Raw genomic sequence first — 17,249 nt, forward strand, 5'->3', positions numbered from 1 at the left:
GCAACGCACCATATAACAACATCACGACACTTAAGGGTATTGTATGAAGAAGACGATCCTGGCCCTCTCTTTAATCATGGGAATCAGCAGCGCTTCCAGCGTTTTTGCCGCGCTTCCGCAAAGCATTCGTATCGGTACCGATGCCACCTACGCGCCTTTCTCTTCGAAGGATGCGAAAGGGGATTTCGTTGGTTTTGATATCGATTTGGGCAACGAGCTGTGCTCGCGTATCAAAGTAAAATGTACCTGGGTGGGGAGCGACTTTGATTCATTGATTCCTTCGCTGAAGGCGAAGAAAATTGACGCCATTATCTCTTCCTTGTCGATTACTGAAAAACGTCAGCAGGAGATTGCCTTCTCTGACAAGCTGTATGCCGCTGACTCCCGTCTGATTGCGCCAAAAGGTTCATCAATCCAGCCGACGCTGGAATCCCTGAAGGGCAAACACGTCGGGGTACTGCAGGGTTCAACTCAGGAAGCGTACGGCAATGAACGCTGGCGTAGCCAGGGCGTGGATGTCGTTGCCTACCAGAACCAGGATCTGATCTACTCCGACCTTGCTGCCGGCCGTCTTGACGCTGCGCTGCAGGATGAAGTCGCCGCCAGCGAAGGCTTCCTCAAACAACCTGCCGGTAAAGATTTCGCCTTTGCCGGTCCCTCTGTCAAAGATAAAAAATTCTTCGGTGATGGTACCGGCATTGGCCTGCGTAAAACCGATGGCGAGCTGAAAGCCGCTTTCGACAGTGCGTTGGCTGAAATGCGTAAAGACGGGACCTACGACAAAATGGCGAAGAAATACTTCAACTTCAACGTCTACGGTGACTAAGCACGCCGCTGGCCCGGGAAACCGGGCCTGAGGACTTCGCATGTCCACGATTGCACTAAATTGGTGCAAGTTTGCCTGCGGTGTTCCGATTTGGTGCATAAAAGGCGGTTTTGTCGGGCGCTTAATGCATAGTTAAGCGTTTATGGTGCGAAATAATTGGCTTCCGGGCGCAGAATGCTTTGCCTTACCGGGGCGAATAATGGCACGATAACTGCCGTAAGTACTTCTAATAAACTCGTTAGAATGACAGTCTGTTGAGGATAGTTATGAAAAAACTGGCGTTGTCTCTTTCTTTAGCGCTGGCCCTTTCCAGCGTTAGCACGGTATTCGCAGCCATTCCGCAAAAACTACGTATCGGTACCGATCCAACTTATGCCCCGTTCGAATCGAAAAATGCGCAGGGTCAGTTGATTGGTTTTGACATCGATTTGGCAAAAGAGCTGTGTAAGCGTATCAATACGCAATGTACCTTCGTTGAAAACCCGCTGGATGCGCTGATCCCCTCTTTAAAAGCGAAGAAAATCGATGCGATTATGTCTTCGTTGTCCATTACCGAAAAACGTCAGCAGGAAATTGCTTTCACCGACAAACTTTACGCTGCAGATTCCCGTCTGGTTGTGAAAAAAGGCAGTGATATCACGCCGGATCTCGCGAAACTGAAAGGCAAGCGTATCGGTGTGCTTCAGGGGACCACCCAGGAGACCTATGGTAATGAGCACTGGGCACCGAAAGGGATTGAAATTGTCTCTTATCAGGGCCAGGACAATATCTATTCCGACCTGACCGCCGGGCGCATCGACGCGGCGTTCCAGGATGAAGTCGCCGCGAGCGAAGGCTTCCTCAAACAGCCTGTTGGTAAAGATTACCAGTTTGGCGGTCCGTCGATTAAGGATGAAAAACTGTTTGGCGTCGGTACCGGCATGGGCCTGCGTAAAGAGGACAACGAGCTGCGCGAGGCGTTAAATAAAGCCTTCGCGGATATGCGCAAAGATGGCACCTACGACAAGCTGGCAAAAAAATATTTCGATTTTAACGTGTACGGTGACTAAGCATCATACGTACCCCATCGCGCGCATATTGGCGCGTGATGGTCGATGACAGACAGGGCAGACAGCATGCTGTACGGGTTTTCACAGGTTATTTTACAGGGCGCTCTTGTCACACTGGAGCTGGCTCTTAGTTCGGTTGTGCTGGCGGTCCTCATTGGTCTGGCGGGTGCCGGAGCTAAGCTATCGAGCAATCGACCGCTGGCGCTGGTATTTGAAGGCTACACCACGCTAATTCGTGGCGTGCCCGATCTGGTGCTGATGCTGCTGATTTTCTACGGTCTGCAGATTGCGCTGAATACGCTCACCGACGCACTGGGGCTATCACAGTTTGATATTGACCCAATGGTCGCGGGGATTATTACGCTGGGCTTTATCTACGGTGCCTATTTTACTGAAACCTTCCGCGGCGCTTTCATGGCGGTTCCGAAAGGACACATCGAAGCGGCGACGGCCTTTGGCTTCAGCAACGGGCAGACCTTCCGGCGGATCCTCTTTCCGGCAATGATGCGCTATGCGTTACCGGGAATTGGCAACAACTGGCAGGTTATCCTCAAGGCAACGGCGCTGGTCTCTCTGCTGGGGCTGGAAGATGTGGTCAAAGCCACCCAGCTGGCAGGGAAAAGTACCTGGCAGCCGTTCTACTTTGCGATCGTTTGCGGTCTGGTTTATCTCGTGTTTACCACAATTTCCAATGGTGTACTGCTGCTGCTTGAACGCCGTTACTCCGTGGGCGTGAAGAGGGCTGACCTGTGATTGAGATTATTCAGGAGTACTGGAAATCGCTGCTGTGGACCGACGGCTATCGCTTTACCGGGGTGGCTATCACGCTGTGGCTGCTGATCTCCTCGGTGGTGATGGGCGGCATACTGGCAGTATTTCTCGCTATCGGTCGTGTCTCTAGCAATAAATACATTCAGTTTCCGATCTGGCTGTTTACCTATGTGTTCCGCGGTACGCCGCTGTACGTACAGCTGCTGGTGTTTTACTCCGGGATGTATACGCTGGAAATCGTCAAAGGCACCGAGCTGCTGAACGCCTTTTTCCGCAGCGGCCTCAACTGTACGGTGCTGGCCTTAACGCTCAATACCTGCGCCTATACCACGGAGATTTTTGCCGGGGCGATCCGTTCCGTCCCTCCCGGGGAAATTGAAGCGGCGCGGGCCTATGGTTTCTCATCGGTCAAAATGTATCGCTGCATTATTTTGCCGTCTGCGCTGCGTATCGCGCTGCCAGCGTACAGCAACGAAGTGATTCTGATGCTGCACTCCACCGCGCTGGCTTTTACTGCCACCGTGCCGGATCTGCTGAAAATCGCCAGGGATATTAACTCGGCGACCTATCAGCCGTTCACCGCCTTCGGGATTGCCGCGGTGCTCTATTTAATTATTTCGTATGTGCTGATTAGCTTGTTCCGCAAGGCGGAAAAGCGCTGGTTGCAGCATATAAAACCTTCTTCGACGCATTGAGACCGCCATGTCCGACAATAAATTAAATGTTATCGATCTCCATAAACGTTACGGCGAGCATGAGGTGCTGAAAGGCGTCTCGTTACGGGCGCAAGCCGGAGACGTTATCAGCATTATCGGTTCATCGGGTTCCGGTAAAAGTACCTTTTTGCGCTGCATTAACTTCCTGGAAAAGCCCAGCGAAGGCACCATCGTGGTTAACGGGCAGAATATTGGTCTGGTTCGCGACAAAGACGGCCAGCTGAAGGTCGCGGATAAAAACCAGCTGCGTCTGCTGCGTACGCGCCTGACGATGGTGTTCCAGCATTTCAATCTGTGGAGCCATATGACGGTGCTGGAAAACGTCATGGAAGCGCCGATTCAGGTTCTCGGGCTGAGCAAGCAGGAAGCGCGCGAGCGGGCGGTGAAATATCTGGCGAAAGTGGGTATCGATGAGCGCCAGCAGATCAAATACCCGGTGCATCTCTCCGGCGGTCAGCAGCAGCGCGTCTCCATTGCGCGTGCGCTGGCGATGGAGCCCGATGTGCTGCTGTTTGACGAACCGACTTCCGCGCTTGATCCTGAACTGGTCGGGGAAGTGCTGCGTATCATGCAGAAGCTGGCGGAGGAGGGCAAAACCATGGTGGTAGTGACCCATGAAATGGGCTTTGCGCGCCATGTCTCTTCGCACGTCATTTTCCTGCATCAGGGCAAGATTGAAGAAGAAGGCCATCCGGATGAGCTGTTCGGCAATCCGAAAAGCCCACGCCTGCAGCAGTTCCTGAAAGGCTCCTTGAAGTAAGCCTTGCTGTCTCTCCCGGCGAAACCGCTCGCCGGGAGCAGATTACCGCTCCAGCCGATATACCCAGTCATCGTAATCGACGCCGTTCAGGTGGTAGGCTTTTTCCAGCACCTGAATCCGCACAAAACCGTGTTTTTCCAGCAGACGCGCCGACCCGATATTGTCACCCAGTACCCAGGCGTTGATGGCATTGACGCCGAGCTGGCTAAAGCCGTAATCACATATCGCCCGCAGCGCTTCACTGGCATATCCCTGACCCTGCGCCTCCGGGATGAGGGCATATCCGACATCGGCTTCATGCGGATTTTTACTGCTGATGCGCAGGCCGATATCACCGATGGCCACACCTTTTTTATCGCGCAGCACAAACACGCCGGGATCCGCGCAGCGCGCGGCAAACAGGGTACGCAGCGCGGGTTCATCGAGCATTTCACCCATAAAGCGCATGACCTGACGATCGCGACGCAGACGGAGGAAAAAAGGCCAGTCGGATAAGCTAAACGGCGAGAGGCGCAGGCGCGGGGTAGTGAGTATTGTCATAAAGCAGTCCATAAAGGTGAATGACTCCGCCACCTTAACACCATAAAGCGCCGGAATGTTTACGCGTCTAACCGACCGTCGGCGAAGCCTGGCGCTGATTTTCGAGCCCGCGAAGGTAGCGCAGCACGGTTTTGCTCTCTGGCGTAGCCCTCAATTGTAACGCCAGGTTGAGGTTATCCAGTACTGCCGCGTGGGCGACCAGCGGTGAGTCTTCGGCAAGACGTCCCTCCATAACCAGCCATCTGACGACGGTTTTCCAGCGCCACAGCGGCGAATTGCCCTTAACGCGCTGTACCGGTCCCGGAAACTGGCCCGAACCTCTCGCGCCATCTTTCAGCAGGGCAATGGCCTGTCGCGTCAGGCCGGCGAGTTCGGCAATATCGCTTAATCCTACCAGCGCGGAATCGACGGATTCGACCCGCGCGTTCAGAGCCGGTGCGGATTCGATATCGGCAATGGCTGACAGAATGGCCCGCTCGAGAGAGTCGCTTTCGCGAGCGAACTCCAGATAGACCGCGGTTCCGTAAAAACAGACCAGCGCATCAGCGCAGCCTGCCGTATGCAGCGCATCCTCAAGCCCCTCGGTATGAACAGTGACGCCGGAGAGGGTGAGCGTAAAATTATACAGCGCCATGGTTAAATCCTTCTGGTGGTGAATTTTATTCGCTGTAGGCGGCTGGCAGCGGTCGACCATTCTGATGAGTTGCCGGGCGTGGTTAATGGGTACCGCAGGTGTACTCCAGATGCTCATCATATGCTCCGGATGATGGGCCGTACCGCATATTAATCGGCCAAAACAGTGGGCGCTTTTGCCGCCAGGGAGAAAAATCCAGACCTGCACCAGCGCGTAGTCAATGGCTGCTCTGATATGTTTATCCGGATGTTCCTTCATCGCTGGGTCCTGGTCATCCTGAATGAGGTGTTGACGATTGTCAACGGTTGGGGGTGTTGAGTTGTAGAGCGGGGGTTATGACAGAGTGAGAGGAGATTCACCGGAAGCGAATTCACAATTAAGGTGGGGCTAAACGGGCTCGTTTTACGCGCTGCGAGGTGGGTTCCACAAGATAATCGTCCAGGGAGACCGATGCGATCTCCCTGAGCGAAATGAACTAGCGCAGCATGTCGGCCAGCGCTTCTTCCAGATCGTACCAGCGGAAGCCAAAACCGGCATCCTCCAGGCGCCGGGGCAACGCCCGCTGCCCGCCGAGCACCAGTACCGACGACTCTCCCATCAGCAGGCGAATCGCCGTTGCCGGTACGCGGAAAATTGCCGGACGATTCAGCGCATGCCCGAGAGAATGGGCAAACTGTTCATTGCGGACCGGATAAGGGGAAACCATATTGAAAGGCCCGCTGAGATCGTTATCCAGCAGCCACAGAATGCCGTTGACCATATCATCGATATGAATCCAGGCCAGATACTGCCTGCCGTTACCAATAGGGCCGCCGAGTCCAAGCCTGAAGAGCGGCATCAGTTTGGCCAGGATCCCGCCCGTCGGCGCCAGCACCGCGCCGGTGCGCAGCAGGCAGACGCGGGTGCGATCGCTTTGCGCCTCGCAGGCCAGCTGCTCCCAGCGGGCGCAGAGTTTGTGGGTAAATTCATTGTGCGGCGGCTCATCTTCGGTCACCACAACTTCCCCGAGATCGCCGTAAAAGCCTACGGCAGAGCCACTGATCAGCACGGCGGGTGGCGTATCGCTGGCGTTGAACAGATTTACCAGCTTTTGAGTGATATCCCAGCGGCTGTGACACAGACGCTGCTTTTGCTCCGCCGTCCAGCGTTTGTCGGCGATAGGTTCGCCTGCCAGATTGATGACAGCATCAATCTCATTGAGGTGATGATGGCCTTCGAAGCCGCGCCACAAGGTGACGCGGGCATCCAGCCGGGTTTGCGCTTTTTCCGGGCTGCGCGTTGATACCGTTACGTGATGCCCAAGCTCCAGCAGCCGGGGGATCAGATGCCGGCCAATCAGGCCAGTACCGCCAGTAAGCAGAATCCTCATAGCGCCTCCCTAAGAAGCTTAGCGCCGCCAGCTCATGGTCATTGAGACGGAGTCGGCGTAGCGCAGTGCATAAAGTTTATCGATCTCAACTTCAGCATAAGTGACCCAGTGATGTTCGCATGCGATATCGAGCACATCCTGAGTTAATTTTTCCAGCAGCGAGAAGCGGTTATTCTCAATGTGGCTGATGATACGCTTGGTAATCGTGCGGTAATTCAGCGCATCGTTGATATCTTCACTGTTGCGTGACCGCTCCGCCGGGTAGTGAATCGCAACATTGACCACCACATCCTGGCGGTTAGCGATTTCTTCTTCTTTGATTCCGATAAAAGTACGTAAGCGTAGGTTCTTTATACGAATAATGGCGTCTGGCTGGGACATTGCAGGCTTCCTCCGTGTTGTCATTTCCGCAATCATACATGAAAGCAAGCCATGCGAGCAGGGGGGTTATTGGTGTTGTATTTTTATCAGCGCCTGCCCGGTAGCCGGACGCTGACGAATGCGTTCAAACCAGTTATGAATCGCCGGAAAATGCGCGAGATCAATACGCTGGCGAGGGTGGGCGCGAATCCACGGCCAGCAGGCAATATCGGCAATACTGTAATGTTCCCCGCCGAGCCATGGGCTGACCTCCAGACGACGGTTCAGTACGTTGTACAACCGCTGGGTCTCGACCTGATAACGCTCGATGGCATAGGGCACCGCCTGCGGCGCGCTGTGATTGAAATGGTGATTCTGCCCCAGCATAGGGCCTAATTCGCTGACCTGCCAGAACAGCCACTGTAGCGTGGTATGGCGCTCGCGCAGCTCACCGCTAAGCAGTTTTCCTGATTTTTCCGCCAGATAGAGCAGGATTTCACCTGACTCAAACAGGCCGAGCGGCGCTCCGCCGTCGACGGGGAGGTGGTCGACGATAGCGGGAATTTTATTATTCGGCGAGAGAGCGAGAAACTGCGGGCGAAACTGTTCCCCTTTATTGATATCGACCCGAATCAGGCGATAGGCCAGCTGCGCCTCTTCGAGAAAGAGAATGATTTTCTGGCCGTTAGGGGTGGGTGCGTAGTAAAGGTCGATCATGGTGACTCCCGCCGTCGTAGGTCGCACGTGTTCGAGTATAGGCGACCTGCCGCTATCCGGGAGGAGGGGCGCTAAATTTTGCCGGCAGGATCGGGACGGTCGCGTAACTCGTGCACCAGGCTGATAAAAGCCTTCAGCCCGGGCGGAACGTGGCGGCGGCCGGGATAATAGAGGCGTAGGCCGGCAAACGACGGACACCACTCATCCATCACGCTGACGAGCCTGCCGCAGGCCAGATCTTCTTTGATAAACCAGTCCGAGATAAAGGCCAGGCCGAGGCCGGCAAGTACCGCACGGTGGATGGCGCCCATTTCACTGAGGGTAATACGCGGCGGGACGTTAACCGTCAGCTTTTGTTGCTGGCGCTCCAGCTCCCAGTGATAGAGACCGCCGTGCGACATACGCATCCCGATGCTCTGATGATGCAGCAGATCTTCCGGGCTGTGCGGAATGCCGCAGCGGGCAAAGTATTCCGCCGTACCGACGATACGCATCCGCACATCGGGCGTCAGCGTAACGGCAATCATATCCTGCGGCAGCGACTCTGCCAGGCGGATGCCGGCGTCGTAACCCTCGGCGACAATATCGACCAGCCGGGACTCGGTGGTGATGTCGAGACGCATGTCCGGGTAGCGCTTGAGGAAGGCATCGAACAGCCCGAACAGCAGGGCAACGCTCTCGCGTGGCGCATTGATGCGCAGTGTACCGGTCGGCATTTCCGGTTGAGTGGCAATCTCTTCCGATGCGCGCTGAATTTCTGCCAGCGCAGGCGCCACGCGCTCGACGTAGCGTCGCCCGGCCTCCGTCAACGCAACGCTGCGGGTGGTACGGTTAAACAGACGTACGTTGAGCCGCGCCTCCAGTCCGGCGACGGCGTTGCTGATAGCGGTGGCCGACATGCCCAGCTCCCGGGCGGCCGCTCGGAAGCTCTGGCGGTGGGCTACGGCAAGGAGGACTTCCAGTTCAGTCAGACCGCTACGGTGCATAATTATCCCGATTTTCGTGACAGGCTGTGTTGATTATACCCTCTTATCGGGGCAATACGTCGACTCTATACTTCCCTTCATCAAATCAATGAGGAAGACGAATATGCTGCACATCGATAAAATTTATATCAACGGTGAATTTGTCACCCCGCACGGCAGCGAAACCTTTGCGCTGTTCAACCCGGCGACGGAAGAGGTGATTGGCCAGGCACGGCTGGCGGATGAAGAGGATGCCCGGCGCGCGATTGCCGCAGCAAAAGCAGCGTTTCCTTGCTGGTCACGGACGACGAAACAGCAGCGTCTGGATGTCCTTGAGCGGATGTACCAGGCCGTCCGGGCGAGAGAGGCGGATTTACGTGAGGCGATTGTGACCGAATATGGCGCCCCGGCTTCGCGCTCGCAATGGATGGCGGCATGGCCGGCGCAAACCATTAAACAGGCGATGGAGACGCTGGCGAGCTTCGAATTTGTTGAACCGGCGGGGCGTGCGCAGGTTGTGATGACGCCGGTCGGCGTGGCGGGGTTGATTACGCCGTGGAACAGCGATGCTGGTTTTATCTGTAGCAAGCTGGCGACGGCGATGGCGGCAGGCTGTACGACGGTGATTAAACCCAGCGAGATGAGCGCCTGGCAGACGCAGATCGTCACCGAAGCGCTGCACGCGGCGCAGATCCCCGCCGGAGTCGTTAACATCGTGACCGGACGGGGCGAAGTGGTGGGGGATATTATTAACCATCATCCCGATATTGCTAAAATTTCTTTCACCGGTTCTACCGCCGTAGGGAAACATATTATCGCCAGTGGTGCGCAAACCTTGAAACGCGTCACGCTGGAACTTGGCGGTAAATCACCGACCCTCATTCTGGATGATGCCGATATGCAGCAGGCGGTTTCGCTGGCGCTGGCGGCCGGATTTATGAATAGCGGGCAGGCCTGCATCGCCGGGACGCGAATTCTGGTGCCCGCCGGGCGTCTGGCGGAGTTTGAACAGGCTATTGTGCAGGCGATGGCGGACTATATCTCCGGCGATCCGCGCGACGCGCAGACGACAATTGGCCCGATGGTCAGCCGGAAACAGTGGCAACGGGTGCAGGATTATATTCGCCTGGGGCAGCAGGAGGGGGCAAGATTGCTTATCGGCGGTGAAGGGCGACCGCAGGGAATGGAAAAAGGCTGGTGCGTGAAACCGACCGTATTCAGCGATGTCCACAACCAGATGCGCATTGCGCGAGAAGAGATCTTTGGCCCGGTGCTGGTACTGATTCCCTATCAGGATCAGGCGCAAGCCATCGCGATAGCCAACGATACGACCTATGGCCTGAGCGCCCTGGTATTAAGCGGCGATCGGCAGCGTGGTCAGGAGGTTGCGCTGGCGATAGAGTCCGGGCGCGTGCTGGTCAATACCCTTGAACATGAACCGCAGGCGCCGTTCGGTGGCTTCAAGCAATCCGGGCTGGGACGTGAAATGGGCAAATGGGGAATGCAGGCTTATCTGGAGCCGAAAACGATGATCATCGGCTAGCCGTCAGGGGATGCAAAATCCTCATGGTGCGGTAAGTGACATCCCTTAAAAGACAGGATATGTTGACTTATCGCCCCATAATTTATTGAGGATGCCATGAGCCAGCCCGTCATTACCCTGTGGTCCGATTCGCGTTTTTTCTCGCCGTACGTGATGTCCGTCTACGTTGCCCTGCAGGAAAAAAGCCTGCCATTTGCTCTCAAAACCATCGATCTCGATAGCGGCGAAAACCAGCAGCCTGGCTGGAAAGGCTATACCGTGACCCGCCGCGTGCCGTTGTTAGAAGTGGAGGAGTTCGCGCTTAGCGAATCGTCCGCGATTAGCGAGTATCTGGATGAACGTTTCGCACCGCCGGAGTGGGAGCGGCTCTATCCCCACGATCTGCAAAAGCGGGCCCGGGCGCGGCAGGTGCAAGCCTGGCTGCGCAGCGATCTGATGCCCATTCGCGAGGAGCGATCTACCGACGTGGTATTCGCGGGGCAAAAGAAACCGGAGCTTAGCGCCGCGGGCCGTAAAAGCGCGGACAAATTATTCGAAACCGCGTCTGAACTGCTGGCCCACGGCGGCAATAATCTGTTCGGGGAGTGGTCGATTGCCGATACCGATCTTGCCCTGATGATCAACCGGCTGGTGCTTAACGGTGATGCGGTCCCGGAGCCGCTGGCGGACTATGCGACATTCCAGTGGCAGCGGGCGTCGGTTCAGCGTTTTGTCGCACTGTCAGCTAAACGCGCGGGCTGATTCGAGGCAGCGGTTCCGCTATCATAGGCGCATCGAAATGCGTGGAGACGGAAGAAATGAAGCTGATGTTTGCATCGGATATTCATGGTTCCCTGCCCGCTACTGAACGCGTTCTGGAACGGTTCGCGCAAAGTGGGGCGCAGTGGCTGATTATTCTTGGCGATGTGCTGAACCATGGGCCGCGGAATGCGTTACCCGAAGGCTATGCGCCGGCGGACGTTGCTGTGAAGCTCAACGGCGTCGCGCAACGGGTGATCGCCGTTCGCGGTAACTGCGACAGCGAAGTCGATCAGATGCTGCTGGACTTCCCCATCACTGCGCCCTGGCAGCAGGTGCTGAGCGAACGCACCCGCCTGTTTCTGACCCACGGGCATCTGTACAGCCCCGAAAAAATGCCTCCTCTCGCCGCTGGCGATGTCCTGGTTTATGGTCATACTCATATTCCGGTAGCCGAGAAGCGCGGCGATATTTTTCTCTTCAATCCCGGCTCGGTCAGCATTCCCAAAGGGGGATTTTCCGCCAGCTACGGCCTCCTGGAAGGGGACCGACTACAGGTTTTAGCACTTGATGATCATCAGGTTATTGCAGAGGTTGCAATTAACCCGTAATTTACCCCCCAACCGTAAAGACGCGCCGCGAGAGCGCTTTCAAAAGTAAGGTTTCCTGATGGCGGAACAGAACGATTTGGCAAGCACAGAATGGGTAGACATTGTTAATGAAAACAATGAGGTGATAGCGCAGTCCAGCCGCGAGCAAATGCGCGCGCAGTGCCTGCGTCATCGGGCAACCTATATTGTTGTTCATGATGGGATGGGCAAAATCCTGGTGCAACGTCGTACCGAGACCAAAGATTTCCAGCCGGGCATGCTGGATGCTACCGCCGGCGGCGTGGTGCAGGCCGATGAGCAGCTGCTGGATTCGGCTCGCCGGGAAGCGGAAGAAGAGCTGGGGATTGCCGGCGTGCCGTTCGCCGATCATGGCCAGTTCTATTACGAAGATAAGCATTGTCGCGTCTGGGGAAGCCTGTTTAGCTGTGTGTCGCACGGCCCCTTTGCCTTGCAGGAAGAGGAGGTGAGCGAAGTGTGCTGGCTGACGCCGGAAGAGATTACCGCTCGCTGCGATGAATTCACCCCGGATTCATTAAAAGCGCTGGCGCTGTGGATGACGCGCAATGCCGGGAATGACTACGCGGACTCTGACGATGAGGGTAAAGAGTAGCTTTTGCCAGGCATCGGGAAGTCGTCACCGCTCAGATGTCGATTCGGCACGGAAGTCGAGCAAAAGAAAAGGCAGCCATCGGGCTGCCTTTTTTGATCTCAGCGCTAAATTACTGCTGCTGCTGAGAAGACTGAATCGCGGTCAGGGCGATGGTGTAGACGATATCGTCTACCAGCGCGCCACGAGACAGGTCGTTTACCGGCTTACGCATACCCTGCAGCATTGGCCCGATGGAGATCAGGTCAGCAGAACGCTGTACGGCTTTGTAAGTGGTGTTACCGGTGTTCAGATCCGGGAAGATGAACACGGTCGCACGTCCGGCAACCGGCGAGTTTGGCGCTTTGGATTTCGCCACGTCAGCCATCACCGCCGCGTCATACTGCAGCGGGCCGTCGATCATCAGGTCAGGACGTTTTTCCTGTGCCAGACGGGTCGCTTCACGAACTTTTTCGACGTCGCTACCGGCACCAGAATTACCGGTGGAGTAGGAGAGCATCGCTACGCGCGGCTCAATGCCGAAAGCGATGGCGGAATCGGCGGACTGAATAGCGATTTCAGCCAGCTGTTCTGCGGTCGGATCCGGGTTGATGGCGCAGTCACCGTAAACGTAAACCTGTTCCGGCAGCAGCATGAAGAACACGGAAGAGACCAGAGAGCTGCCCGGTGCCGTTTTGATCAGCTGCAGCGGCGGACGGATGGTGTTGGCGGTAGTGTGAACTGCGCCGGAAACCAGGCCGTCGACTTCGTCTTGTTCCAGCATCAGCGTGCCGAGAACGACGTTGTCTTCCAGCTGCTCGCGGGCAACCGCTTCGGTCATCCCCTTGCTCTTACGCAGTTCGACCAGACGAGCGACGTAGCTTTCGCGAACCACATCCGGATCGACGATTTCGATACCAGCGCCCAGCTCGACGCCCTGAGCGGCAGCAACGCGGTTGATCTCATCCGGGTTACCCAGCAGGACACAGGTCGCAATACCGCGTTCTGCGCAGATTGCTGCGGCTTTAACGGTACGCGGCTCGTTACCTTCCGGCAGAACGACGCGTTTACCCGCTTTGCGCGCCAGCTCGGTCAGCTGGTAGCGGAAGGCCGGCGGAGACAGGCGGCGGCTACGTTCGGAGGTCGCGGTCAGAGACTCGATCCAGTCAGCGTTAATGTAGTTGGCAACGTATTCCTGAACTTTCTCAATGCGCTCGTGATCGTCAACCGGAACTTCGAGGTTGAAGCTCTGCAGGCTCAGGGAGGTCTGCCAGGTGTTGGTGTTCACCATAAAGACCGGCAGGCCGGTCGCGAATGCACGTTCGCACAGCTTGCTGACGCGCGCGTCCATTTCGTAAGCACCGGTCAGCAGCAGCGCGCCGATTTCAACGCCGTTCATGGCGGCGAGGCAGGCGGCGACCAGAACATCAGGACGGTCTGCGGAAGTCACCAGCAGAGAACCGGCACGGAAGTGTTCGAGCATGTGCGGGATGCTGCGCGCGCAGAAGGTGACAGACTTCACGCGGCGGGTGTTGATGTCACCTTCGTTGACGATGGTGGCATTCAGGTGGCGAGCCATATCGATCGCACGCGTTGCGATCAGATCGAAGCTCCACGGTACCGCGCCCAGAACCGGCAGCGCGCTGCCAGACTGCAGCTGAGCCGGATCGATCTTCACGACTTTCGCTTTGGAAGAGTCATCGAAGATTTCCGACAGATCGGGACGGGTACGACCCTGTTCGTCAACCGGTGCGTTCAGCTTGTTGACGATAACACCGGTAATGTTGGTGTTTTTCGCGCCGCCGAAGCTGTTGCGGGTCAGCTCGATACGTTCGTTCAGCTGTTCCTGGGTGTCGGTACCCTGAGACATCACGAAGACGATTTCCGCGTTCAGCGTTTTGGCGATTTCGAAGTTCAGAGACTGAGCAAACTGATGTTTACGGGTCGGGACCAGACCTTCAACCAGCACCACTTCTGCATCCTGAGTCGCGGCGTGATAGTTGGCGATGATCTCTTCCATCAGCACATCTTTCTGGTTGCCGGACAGCAGCGACTCGACGTGGCTCATCTTCAGCGGCTCGGCGGCCGGAAGGCTTGAATTAGCACGAACGATGGTGGTCGTCTGGTCTGGCGCATCGCCGCCAGCGCGCGGTTGGGCGATAGGTTTAAAGACGCTCAGACGAACGCCTTTGCGTTCCATTGCACGGATAACACCGAGGCTGACGCTGGTCAGGCCAACGCTGGTTCCGGTCGGGATCAGCATGATTATACGGGACACGATATATCCTCTTTCGTTACCGCCAGTATCAGGCGGGATACAAAACTGCACCACCAGCTTCCCGTTATATTTCAAGTTGCATGTGCGTTGGCTTTCCTGGTTCACCCCGGTCACGTACTACCTGTACGTGACCGGAGATTCTCTGGGACGCCGCCTTCCAGCAACTCGAATTATTTAGGGTTTCGCTGGCGGTGTGGAATCAGGCAGTCAGACGATTGGCGTCTTGCGCGATAACCAGCTCTTCGTTGGTCGGGATGACCAGAGCCGGGCGGGTGCCTTCTTTGTTGATGAAGCCAGACTTGCCGAAACGGGCAGCCAGGTTACGCTCGTGATCAACTTCGAAGCCCAGAACGCCCAGTTTGCCCAGAGACAGTTCACGAACCATTGCCGCGTTTTCACCGATACCACCGGTGAAGATAACGGCATCCAGACGACCGTCCATCAGCGCGGTGTAGGAACCGATGTACTTGGCCAGACGATGGCAGTAAACGTCCATTGCACGTTTAGCATCGGCTTTATCGGTGTAGTTGTCTTCAACATAACGGCAGTCGCTGGTGACTTCGGTCAGACCCAGCAGGCCAGACTCTTTGGTCAGCATTTTGTTGATAGCATCAACGCTCATGCCCAGGGAGTCGTGCAGGTGGAAGATGATAGCCGGGTCGATGTCGCCAGAGCGGGTACCCATGACCAGACCTTCCAGCGGGGTCAGACCCATAGAGGTGTCAACGCATTTACCGTTGCGGATAGCGGATACAGAACCACCGTTGCCCAGATGGCAGGTGATAATGTTCAGCTCTTCAACCGGCTTGTTCAGGACTTTAGCCGCTTCCTGAGTCACGTAGAAGTGGCTGGTGCCGTGCGCGCCGTAGCGACGTACGCCGTGCTCTTTGTACAGGCTGTACGGCAGAGCATACAGATAGGATTCTTCCGGCATAGTCTGATGGAACGCGGTGTCGAACACGGCAACGTTCTTCTCTTTCAGATGCGGGAATGATTTCAGCGCTTCAGCAATACCGATCAGGTGAGCCGGGTTGTGCAGCGGAGCGAAAGAGGCGGAATCTTTGATGCCCTGGATAACGGAATCATCAATGACCACGGAACTGGTGTATTTTTCACCACCGTGAACAATACGGTGGCCGATTGCGGTCAGCTGAGCAGACAGTTCTGGTTTTTGTGCCAGAATAGTGTTAACGATAAAGTTAAGCGCTTCACTGTGAGCGGCGCCAGCGCCTAAATCTGCTTCGTGTTTGCTGCCGTCCATTTTCCACTTAATACGTGCTTCAGGAAGATGGAAACATTCGGCTAAACCAGACAGATATTCGTCACCGTTTACGGCATCAAGGATAGCAAATTTCAGTGAGGAGCTACCGCAGTTCAGAACCAGTACTAACTTACTCGACATGGAAGTACCTTTTATGATACGTGGCTAAAAAAACGTCAGTGTGTCACAAAGCGTAGCGCAGGATGACAACGACATTTATGATTAACATCATGCCTTGTTCTGTTTTCGGGCACGATGGGAGAAGTACATTTGATTTTATGCCATTTTGGATAATTTTCAGCCAATGGCAGAATGTGCGATAATTTGACTAACCTGGTCAAAGGGTCTATCGCCCTTTCAGGCGGGCACAGGATACCTGATTGCCGCAGCCATTGCCAAAATGTTTTGAACGTTGTCATGCACAGTTGGTGTTTTGCACGAATTTTTTAAGTTTTATATGTAAAGTTGAGGTAAAGCCATGTCGACCCCCGATAATCGTCCCGTCAGCTTCTTTAGCTTGTTCCGCCGCGGGCAGCACTACGCAAAGACCTGGCCTTTGGACAAACGCCTCGCCCCGGTATTTATTGAAAACCGCATTATTCGCGCAACCCGTTACGCTATCCGCATCATGCCGCCGATCGCGGTCTTTTCACTGTGCTGGCAAATCGCGCTGGGTGGGCAGCTGGGTCCGGCGGTGGCGACGGCGCTGTTTGCCCTGAGTTTACCGATGCAGGGATTATGGTGGCTGGGTAAGCGTTCGGTGACGCCGCTGCCGCCGTCGGTACTGAACTGGTTTTATGAAGTGCGTGGCAAATTGCAGGACGCAGGACAGGCGCTGGCGCCGGTCGAGGGTAAGCCGGATTATCAGGCGTTAGCTGACACGCTTAAGCGCGCCTTCAAACAACTGGATAAAACTTTCCTTGATGATTTGTAATTCACTAAGGAAAACGCATATAAAAGAAGGCGCATGATTAATGCGCCTTCTTTTTTCACGCCGTAAAGTGCTACAGGAGTCAAAAAATGGAAATGACCAATGCGCAGCGTCTGATTTTATCTAATCAGTACAAGATGATGACGATGCTCGACCCGGACAACGCTGAACGTTACCGCCGTCTACAGACCATCATCGAGCGTGGATACGGATTGCAAATGCGCGAACTGGATCGCGAGTTTGGCCAACTGACGGAAGAAACCTGCCGTACCATCATCGATATTATGGAAATGTATCATGCGCTGCATGTCTCCTGGACGAACCTGAAGGACGCAAGTGAAATCGACGAACGCCGGGTCACCTTCCTCGGATTTGATGTTGCAACCGAAGCGCGCTTCCTCGGCTATGTTCGCTTTATCGTCAACGTTGAGGGGCGCTACAGCCACTTTGACGCCGGCACCCATGGCTTTAACTCACAGACGCCGATGTGGGATAAATACCAGCGCATGCTCAACGCCTGGCACGCTTGCCCGCGTCAGTACCATTTAAGCAGCAACGAAATTAATCAAATTATTAATGCCTGATGGAGGTTTC

19 protein-coding genes are annotated in these 17,249 nt (G+C 55.6%); 11 read left to right on the top strand and 8 right to left on the bottom strand.

Annotation, left to right across the window (positions count from 1 at the left end; translation table 11 throughout):
• Window positions 1-43 precede the first annotated feature (43 nt).
• From argT to hisP, 5 genes are all read left to right on the top strand, one after another.
• Window positions 44-826: a lysine/arginine/ornithine ABC transporter substrate-binding protein ArgT gene (gene argT / locus AC236I_RS07150; protein WP_004865192.1), complete on the top strand. Its 783-nt coding sequence runs from the start codon at window positions 44-46 to the stop codon at window positions 824-826.
• 266 nt (window positions 827-1,092) lie between these two features.
• Entirely contained in the window at window positions 1,093-1,875 is a 783-nt protein-coding gene (hisJ, locus tag AC236I_RS07155; protein ID WP_015583775.1) for a histidine ABC transporter substrate-binding protein HisJ, read from the top strand.
• Between the two features lie 66 nt (window positions 1,876-1,941).
• A complete protein-coding gene (locus AC236I_RS07160) occupies window positions 1,942-2,628 on the top strand; it encodes a histidine ABC transporter permease HisQ (RefSeq protein WP_088911894.1) in 687 nt (228 codons plus the stop codon).
• Window positions 2,625-3,341: a histidine ABC transporter permease HisM gene (gene hisM / locus AC236I_RS07165; RefSeq protein WP_004865184.1), complete on the top strand. Its 717-nt coding sequence runs from the start codon at window positions 2,625-2,627 to the stop codon at window positions 3,339-3,341. The genes AC236I_RS07160 and hisM overlap by 4 nt, the downstream gene beginning before the upstream one ends.
• Before the next feature lie 7 nt (window positions 3,342-3,348).
• On the top strand, window positions 3,349-4,122 hold the full coding sequence (hisP, locus tag AC236I_RS07170) for a histidine ABC transporter ATP-binding protein HisP (RefSeq protein WP_015583777.1): 774 nt from the start codon (window positions 3,349-3,351) through the stop codon (window positions 4,120-4,122).
• A gap of 42 nt (window positions 4,123-4,164) precedes the next feature.
• On the opposite strand, the gene AC236I_RS07175 is transcribed toward hisP, so the two are convergent.
• The 6 genes from AC236I_RS07175 to AC236I_RS07200 all read right to left on the bottom strand — a co-directional run bounded on the left by AC236I_RS07175 (window position 4,165) and on the right by AC236I_RS07200 (window position 8,728).
• Complete coding sequence (locus AC236I_RS07175) at window positions 4,165-4,662, bottom strand: GNAT family N-acetyltransferase (RefSeq protein WP_032718027.1); 498 nt, start codon at window positions 4,660-4,662, stop codon at window positions 4,165-4,167.
• Between the two features lie 67 nt (window positions 4,663-4,729).
• Entirely contained in the window at window positions 4,730-5,296 is a 567-nt protein-coding gene (locus tag AC236I_RS07180) for a hypothetical protein (RefSeq protein WP_032718026.1), read from the bottom strand.
• Window positions 5,297-5,771: 475 nt separating this feature from the next.
• Complete coding sequence (locus AC236I_RS07185) at window positions 5,772-6,665, bottom strand: TIGR01777 family oxidoreductase (RefSeq protein WP_015583780.1); 894 nt, start codon at window positions 6,663-6,665, stop codon at window positions 5,772-5,774.
• Window positions 6,666-6,683: 18 nt separating this feature from the next.
• On the bottom strand, window positions 6,684-7,046 hold the full coding sequence (gene folX, locus AC236I_RS07190) for a dihydroneopterin triphosphate 2'-epimerase (protein WP_015583781.1): 363 nt from the start codon (window positions 7,044-7,046) through the stop codon (window positions 6,684-6,686).
• A gap of 66 nt (window positions 7,047-7,112) precedes the next feature.
• Window positions 7,113-7,742 carry a GSH-dependent disulfide bond oxidoreductase gene (gene yfcG / locus AC236I_RS07195; RefSeq protein WP_064356818.1) on the bottom strand — a complete coding sequence of 210 codons (630 nt, stop codon included), beginning with the start codon at window positions 7,740-7,742 and terminating at the stop codon, window positions 7,113-7,115.
• Window positions 7,743-7,813: 71 nt separating this feature from the next.
• Window positions 7,814-8,728 (bottom strand): LysR family transcriptional regulator, encoded by a 915-nt coding sequence (locus AC236I_RS07200; RefSeq protein ID WP_015583783.1) that lies wholly within the window; start codon window positions 8,726-8,728, stop codon window positions 7,814-7,816.
• A gap of 103 nt (window positions 8,729-8,831) precedes the next feature.
• Between AC236I_RS07200 and AC236I_RS07205 the strand changes: the two genes are divergently transcribed.
• The 4 genes from AC236I_RS07205 (at window position 8,832) to yfcD (ending at window position 12,209) form a co-directional block, all read left to right on the top strand.
• Window positions 8,832-10,250: an aldehyde dehydrogenase family protein gene (locus AC236I_RS07205; protein WP_048756690.1), complete on the top strand. Its 1,419-nt coding sequence runs from the start codon at window positions 8,832-8,834 to the stop codon at window positions 10,248-10,250.
• Between the two features lie 96 nt (window positions 10,251-10,346).
• On the top strand, window positions 10,347-10,991 hold the full coding sequence (gene yfcF / locus AC236I_RS07210) for a glutathione transferase (protein WP_015583785.1): 645 nt from the start codon (window positions 10,347-10,349) through the stop codon (window positions 10,989-10,991).
• A gap of 56 nt (window positions 10,992-11,047) precedes the next feature.
• Window positions 11,048-11,599 (top strand): phosphodiesterase, encoded by a 552-nt coding sequence (yfcE, locus tag AC236I_RS07215; protein WP_015583786.1) that lies wholly within the window; start codon window positions 11,048-11,050, stop codon window positions 11,597-11,599.
• A 58-nt stretch (window positions 11,600-11,657) separates the two neighbouring features.
• Window positions 11,658-12,209 (top strand): NUDIX hydrolase YfcD, encoded by a 552-nt coding sequence (gene yfcD / locus AC236I_RS07220; protein WP_015583787.1) that lies wholly within the window; start codon window positions 11,658-11,660, stop codon window positions 12,207-12,209.
• Between the two features lie 109 nt (window positions 12,210-12,318).
• Here yfcD and pta read toward each other — a convergent pair whose 3' ends face one another.
• Both pta and ackA read right to left on the bottom strand, forming a co-directional pair.
• Window positions 12,319-14,463 carry a phosphate acetyltransferase gene (gene pta / locus AC236I_RS07225; protein ID WP_015583788.1) on the bottom strand — a complete coding sequence of 715 codons (2,145 nt, stop codon included), beginning with the start codon at window positions 14,461-14,463 and terminating at the stop codon, window positions 12,319-12,321.
• A gap of 199 nt (window positions 14,464-14,662) precedes the next feature.
• Window positions 14,663-15,865: an acetate kinase gene (gene ackA, locus AC236I_RS07230; protein ID WP_004865128.1), complete on the bottom strand. Its 1,203-nt coding sequence runs from the start codon at window positions 15,863-15,865 to the stop codon at window positions 14,663-14,665.
• A 337-nt stretch (window positions 15,866-16,202) separates the two neighbouring features.
• Between ackA and yfbV the strand changes: the two genes are divergently transcribed.
• Both yfbV and AC236I_RS07240 read left to right on the top strand, forming a co-directional pair.
• Window positions 16,203-16,658: a terminus macrodomain insulation protein YfbV gene (gene yfbV, locus AC236I_RS07235; protein WP_487608724.1), complete on the top strand. Its 456-nt coding sequence runs from the start codon at window positions 16,203-16,205 to the stop codon at window positions 16,656-16,658.
• Window positions 16,659-16,744: 86 nt separating this feature from the next.
• On the top strand, window positions 16,745-17,239 hold the full coding sequence (locus AC236I_RS07240) for a YfbU family protein (RefSeq protein WP_004865120.1): 495 nt from the start codon (window positions 16,745-16,747) through the stop codon (window positions 17,237-17,239).
• Window positions 17,240-17,249: the final 10 nt, after the last annotated feature.

The organism is Klebsiella sp. Sb-30 (genome assembly GCF_057652795.1).

Coding starts and splice junctions, on each gene's coding strand:
- AC236I_RS07200 (WP_015583783.1), bottom strand. CDS start 8,728: ATGCACCGTAGCGGTCTGACTGAACTGGAAGTCCTCCTTGCCGTAGCC.
- ackA (WP_004865128.1), bottom strand. CDS start 15,865: ATGTCGAGTAAGTTAGTACTGGTTCTGAACTGCGGTAGCTCCTCACTG.
- yfcG (WP_064356818.1), bottom strand. CDS start 7,742: ATGATCGACCTTTACTACGCACCCACCCCTAACGGCCAGAAAATCATT.
- argT (WP_004865192.1), top strand. CDS start 44: ATGAAGAAGACGATCCTGGCCCTCTCTTTAATCATGGGAATCAGCAGC.
- AC236I_RS07240 (WP_004865120.1), top strand. CDS start 16,745: ATGGAAATGACCAATGCGCAGCGTCTGATTTTATCTAATCAGTACAAG.
- AC236I_RS07160 (WP_088911894.1), top strand. CDS start 1,942: ATGCTGTACGGGTTTTCACAGGTTATTTTACAGGGCGCTCTTGTCACA.
- yfcF (WP_015583785.1), top strand. CDS start 10,347: ATGAGCCAGCCCGTCATTACCCTGTGGTCCGATTCGCGTTTTTTCTCG.
- AC236I_RS07175 (WP_032718027.1), bottom strand. CDS start 4,662: ATGACAATACTCACTACCCCGCGCCTGCGCCTCTCGCCGTTTAGCTTA.
- yfcE (WP_015583786.1), top strand. CDS start 11,048: ATGAAGCTGATGTTTGCATCGGATATTCATGGTTCCCTGCCCGCTACT.
- hisP (WP_015583777.1), top strand. CDS start 3,349: ATGTCCGACAATAAATTAAATGTTATCGATCTCCATAAACGTTACGGC.
- folX (WP_015583781.1), bottom strand. CDS start 7,046: ATGTCCCAGCCAGACGCCATTATTCGTATAAAGAACCTACGCTTACGT.
- yfbV (WP_487608724.1), top strand. CDS start 16,203: ATGTCGACCCCCGATAATCGTCCCGTCAGCTTCTTTAGCTTGTTCCGC.
- AC236I_RS07205 (WP_048756690.1), top strand. CDS start 8,832: ATGCTGCACATCGATAAAATTTATATCAACGGTGAATTTGTCACCCCG.
- AC236I_RS07185 (WP_015583780.1), bottom strand. CDS start 6,665: ATGAGGATTCTGCTTACTGGCGGTACTGGCCTGATTGGCCGGCATCTG.
- hisJ (WP_015583775.1), top strand. CDS start 1,093: ATGAAAAAACTGGCGTTGTCTCTTTCTTTAGCGCTGGCCCTTTCCAGC.
- yfcD (WP_015583787.1), top strand. CDS start 11,658: ATGGCGGAACAGAACGATTTGGCAAGCACAGAATGGGTAGACATTGTT.
- AC236I_RS07180 (WP_032718026.1), bottom strand. CDS start 5,296: ATGGCGCTGTATAATTTTACGCTCACCCTCTCCGGCGTCACTGTTCAT.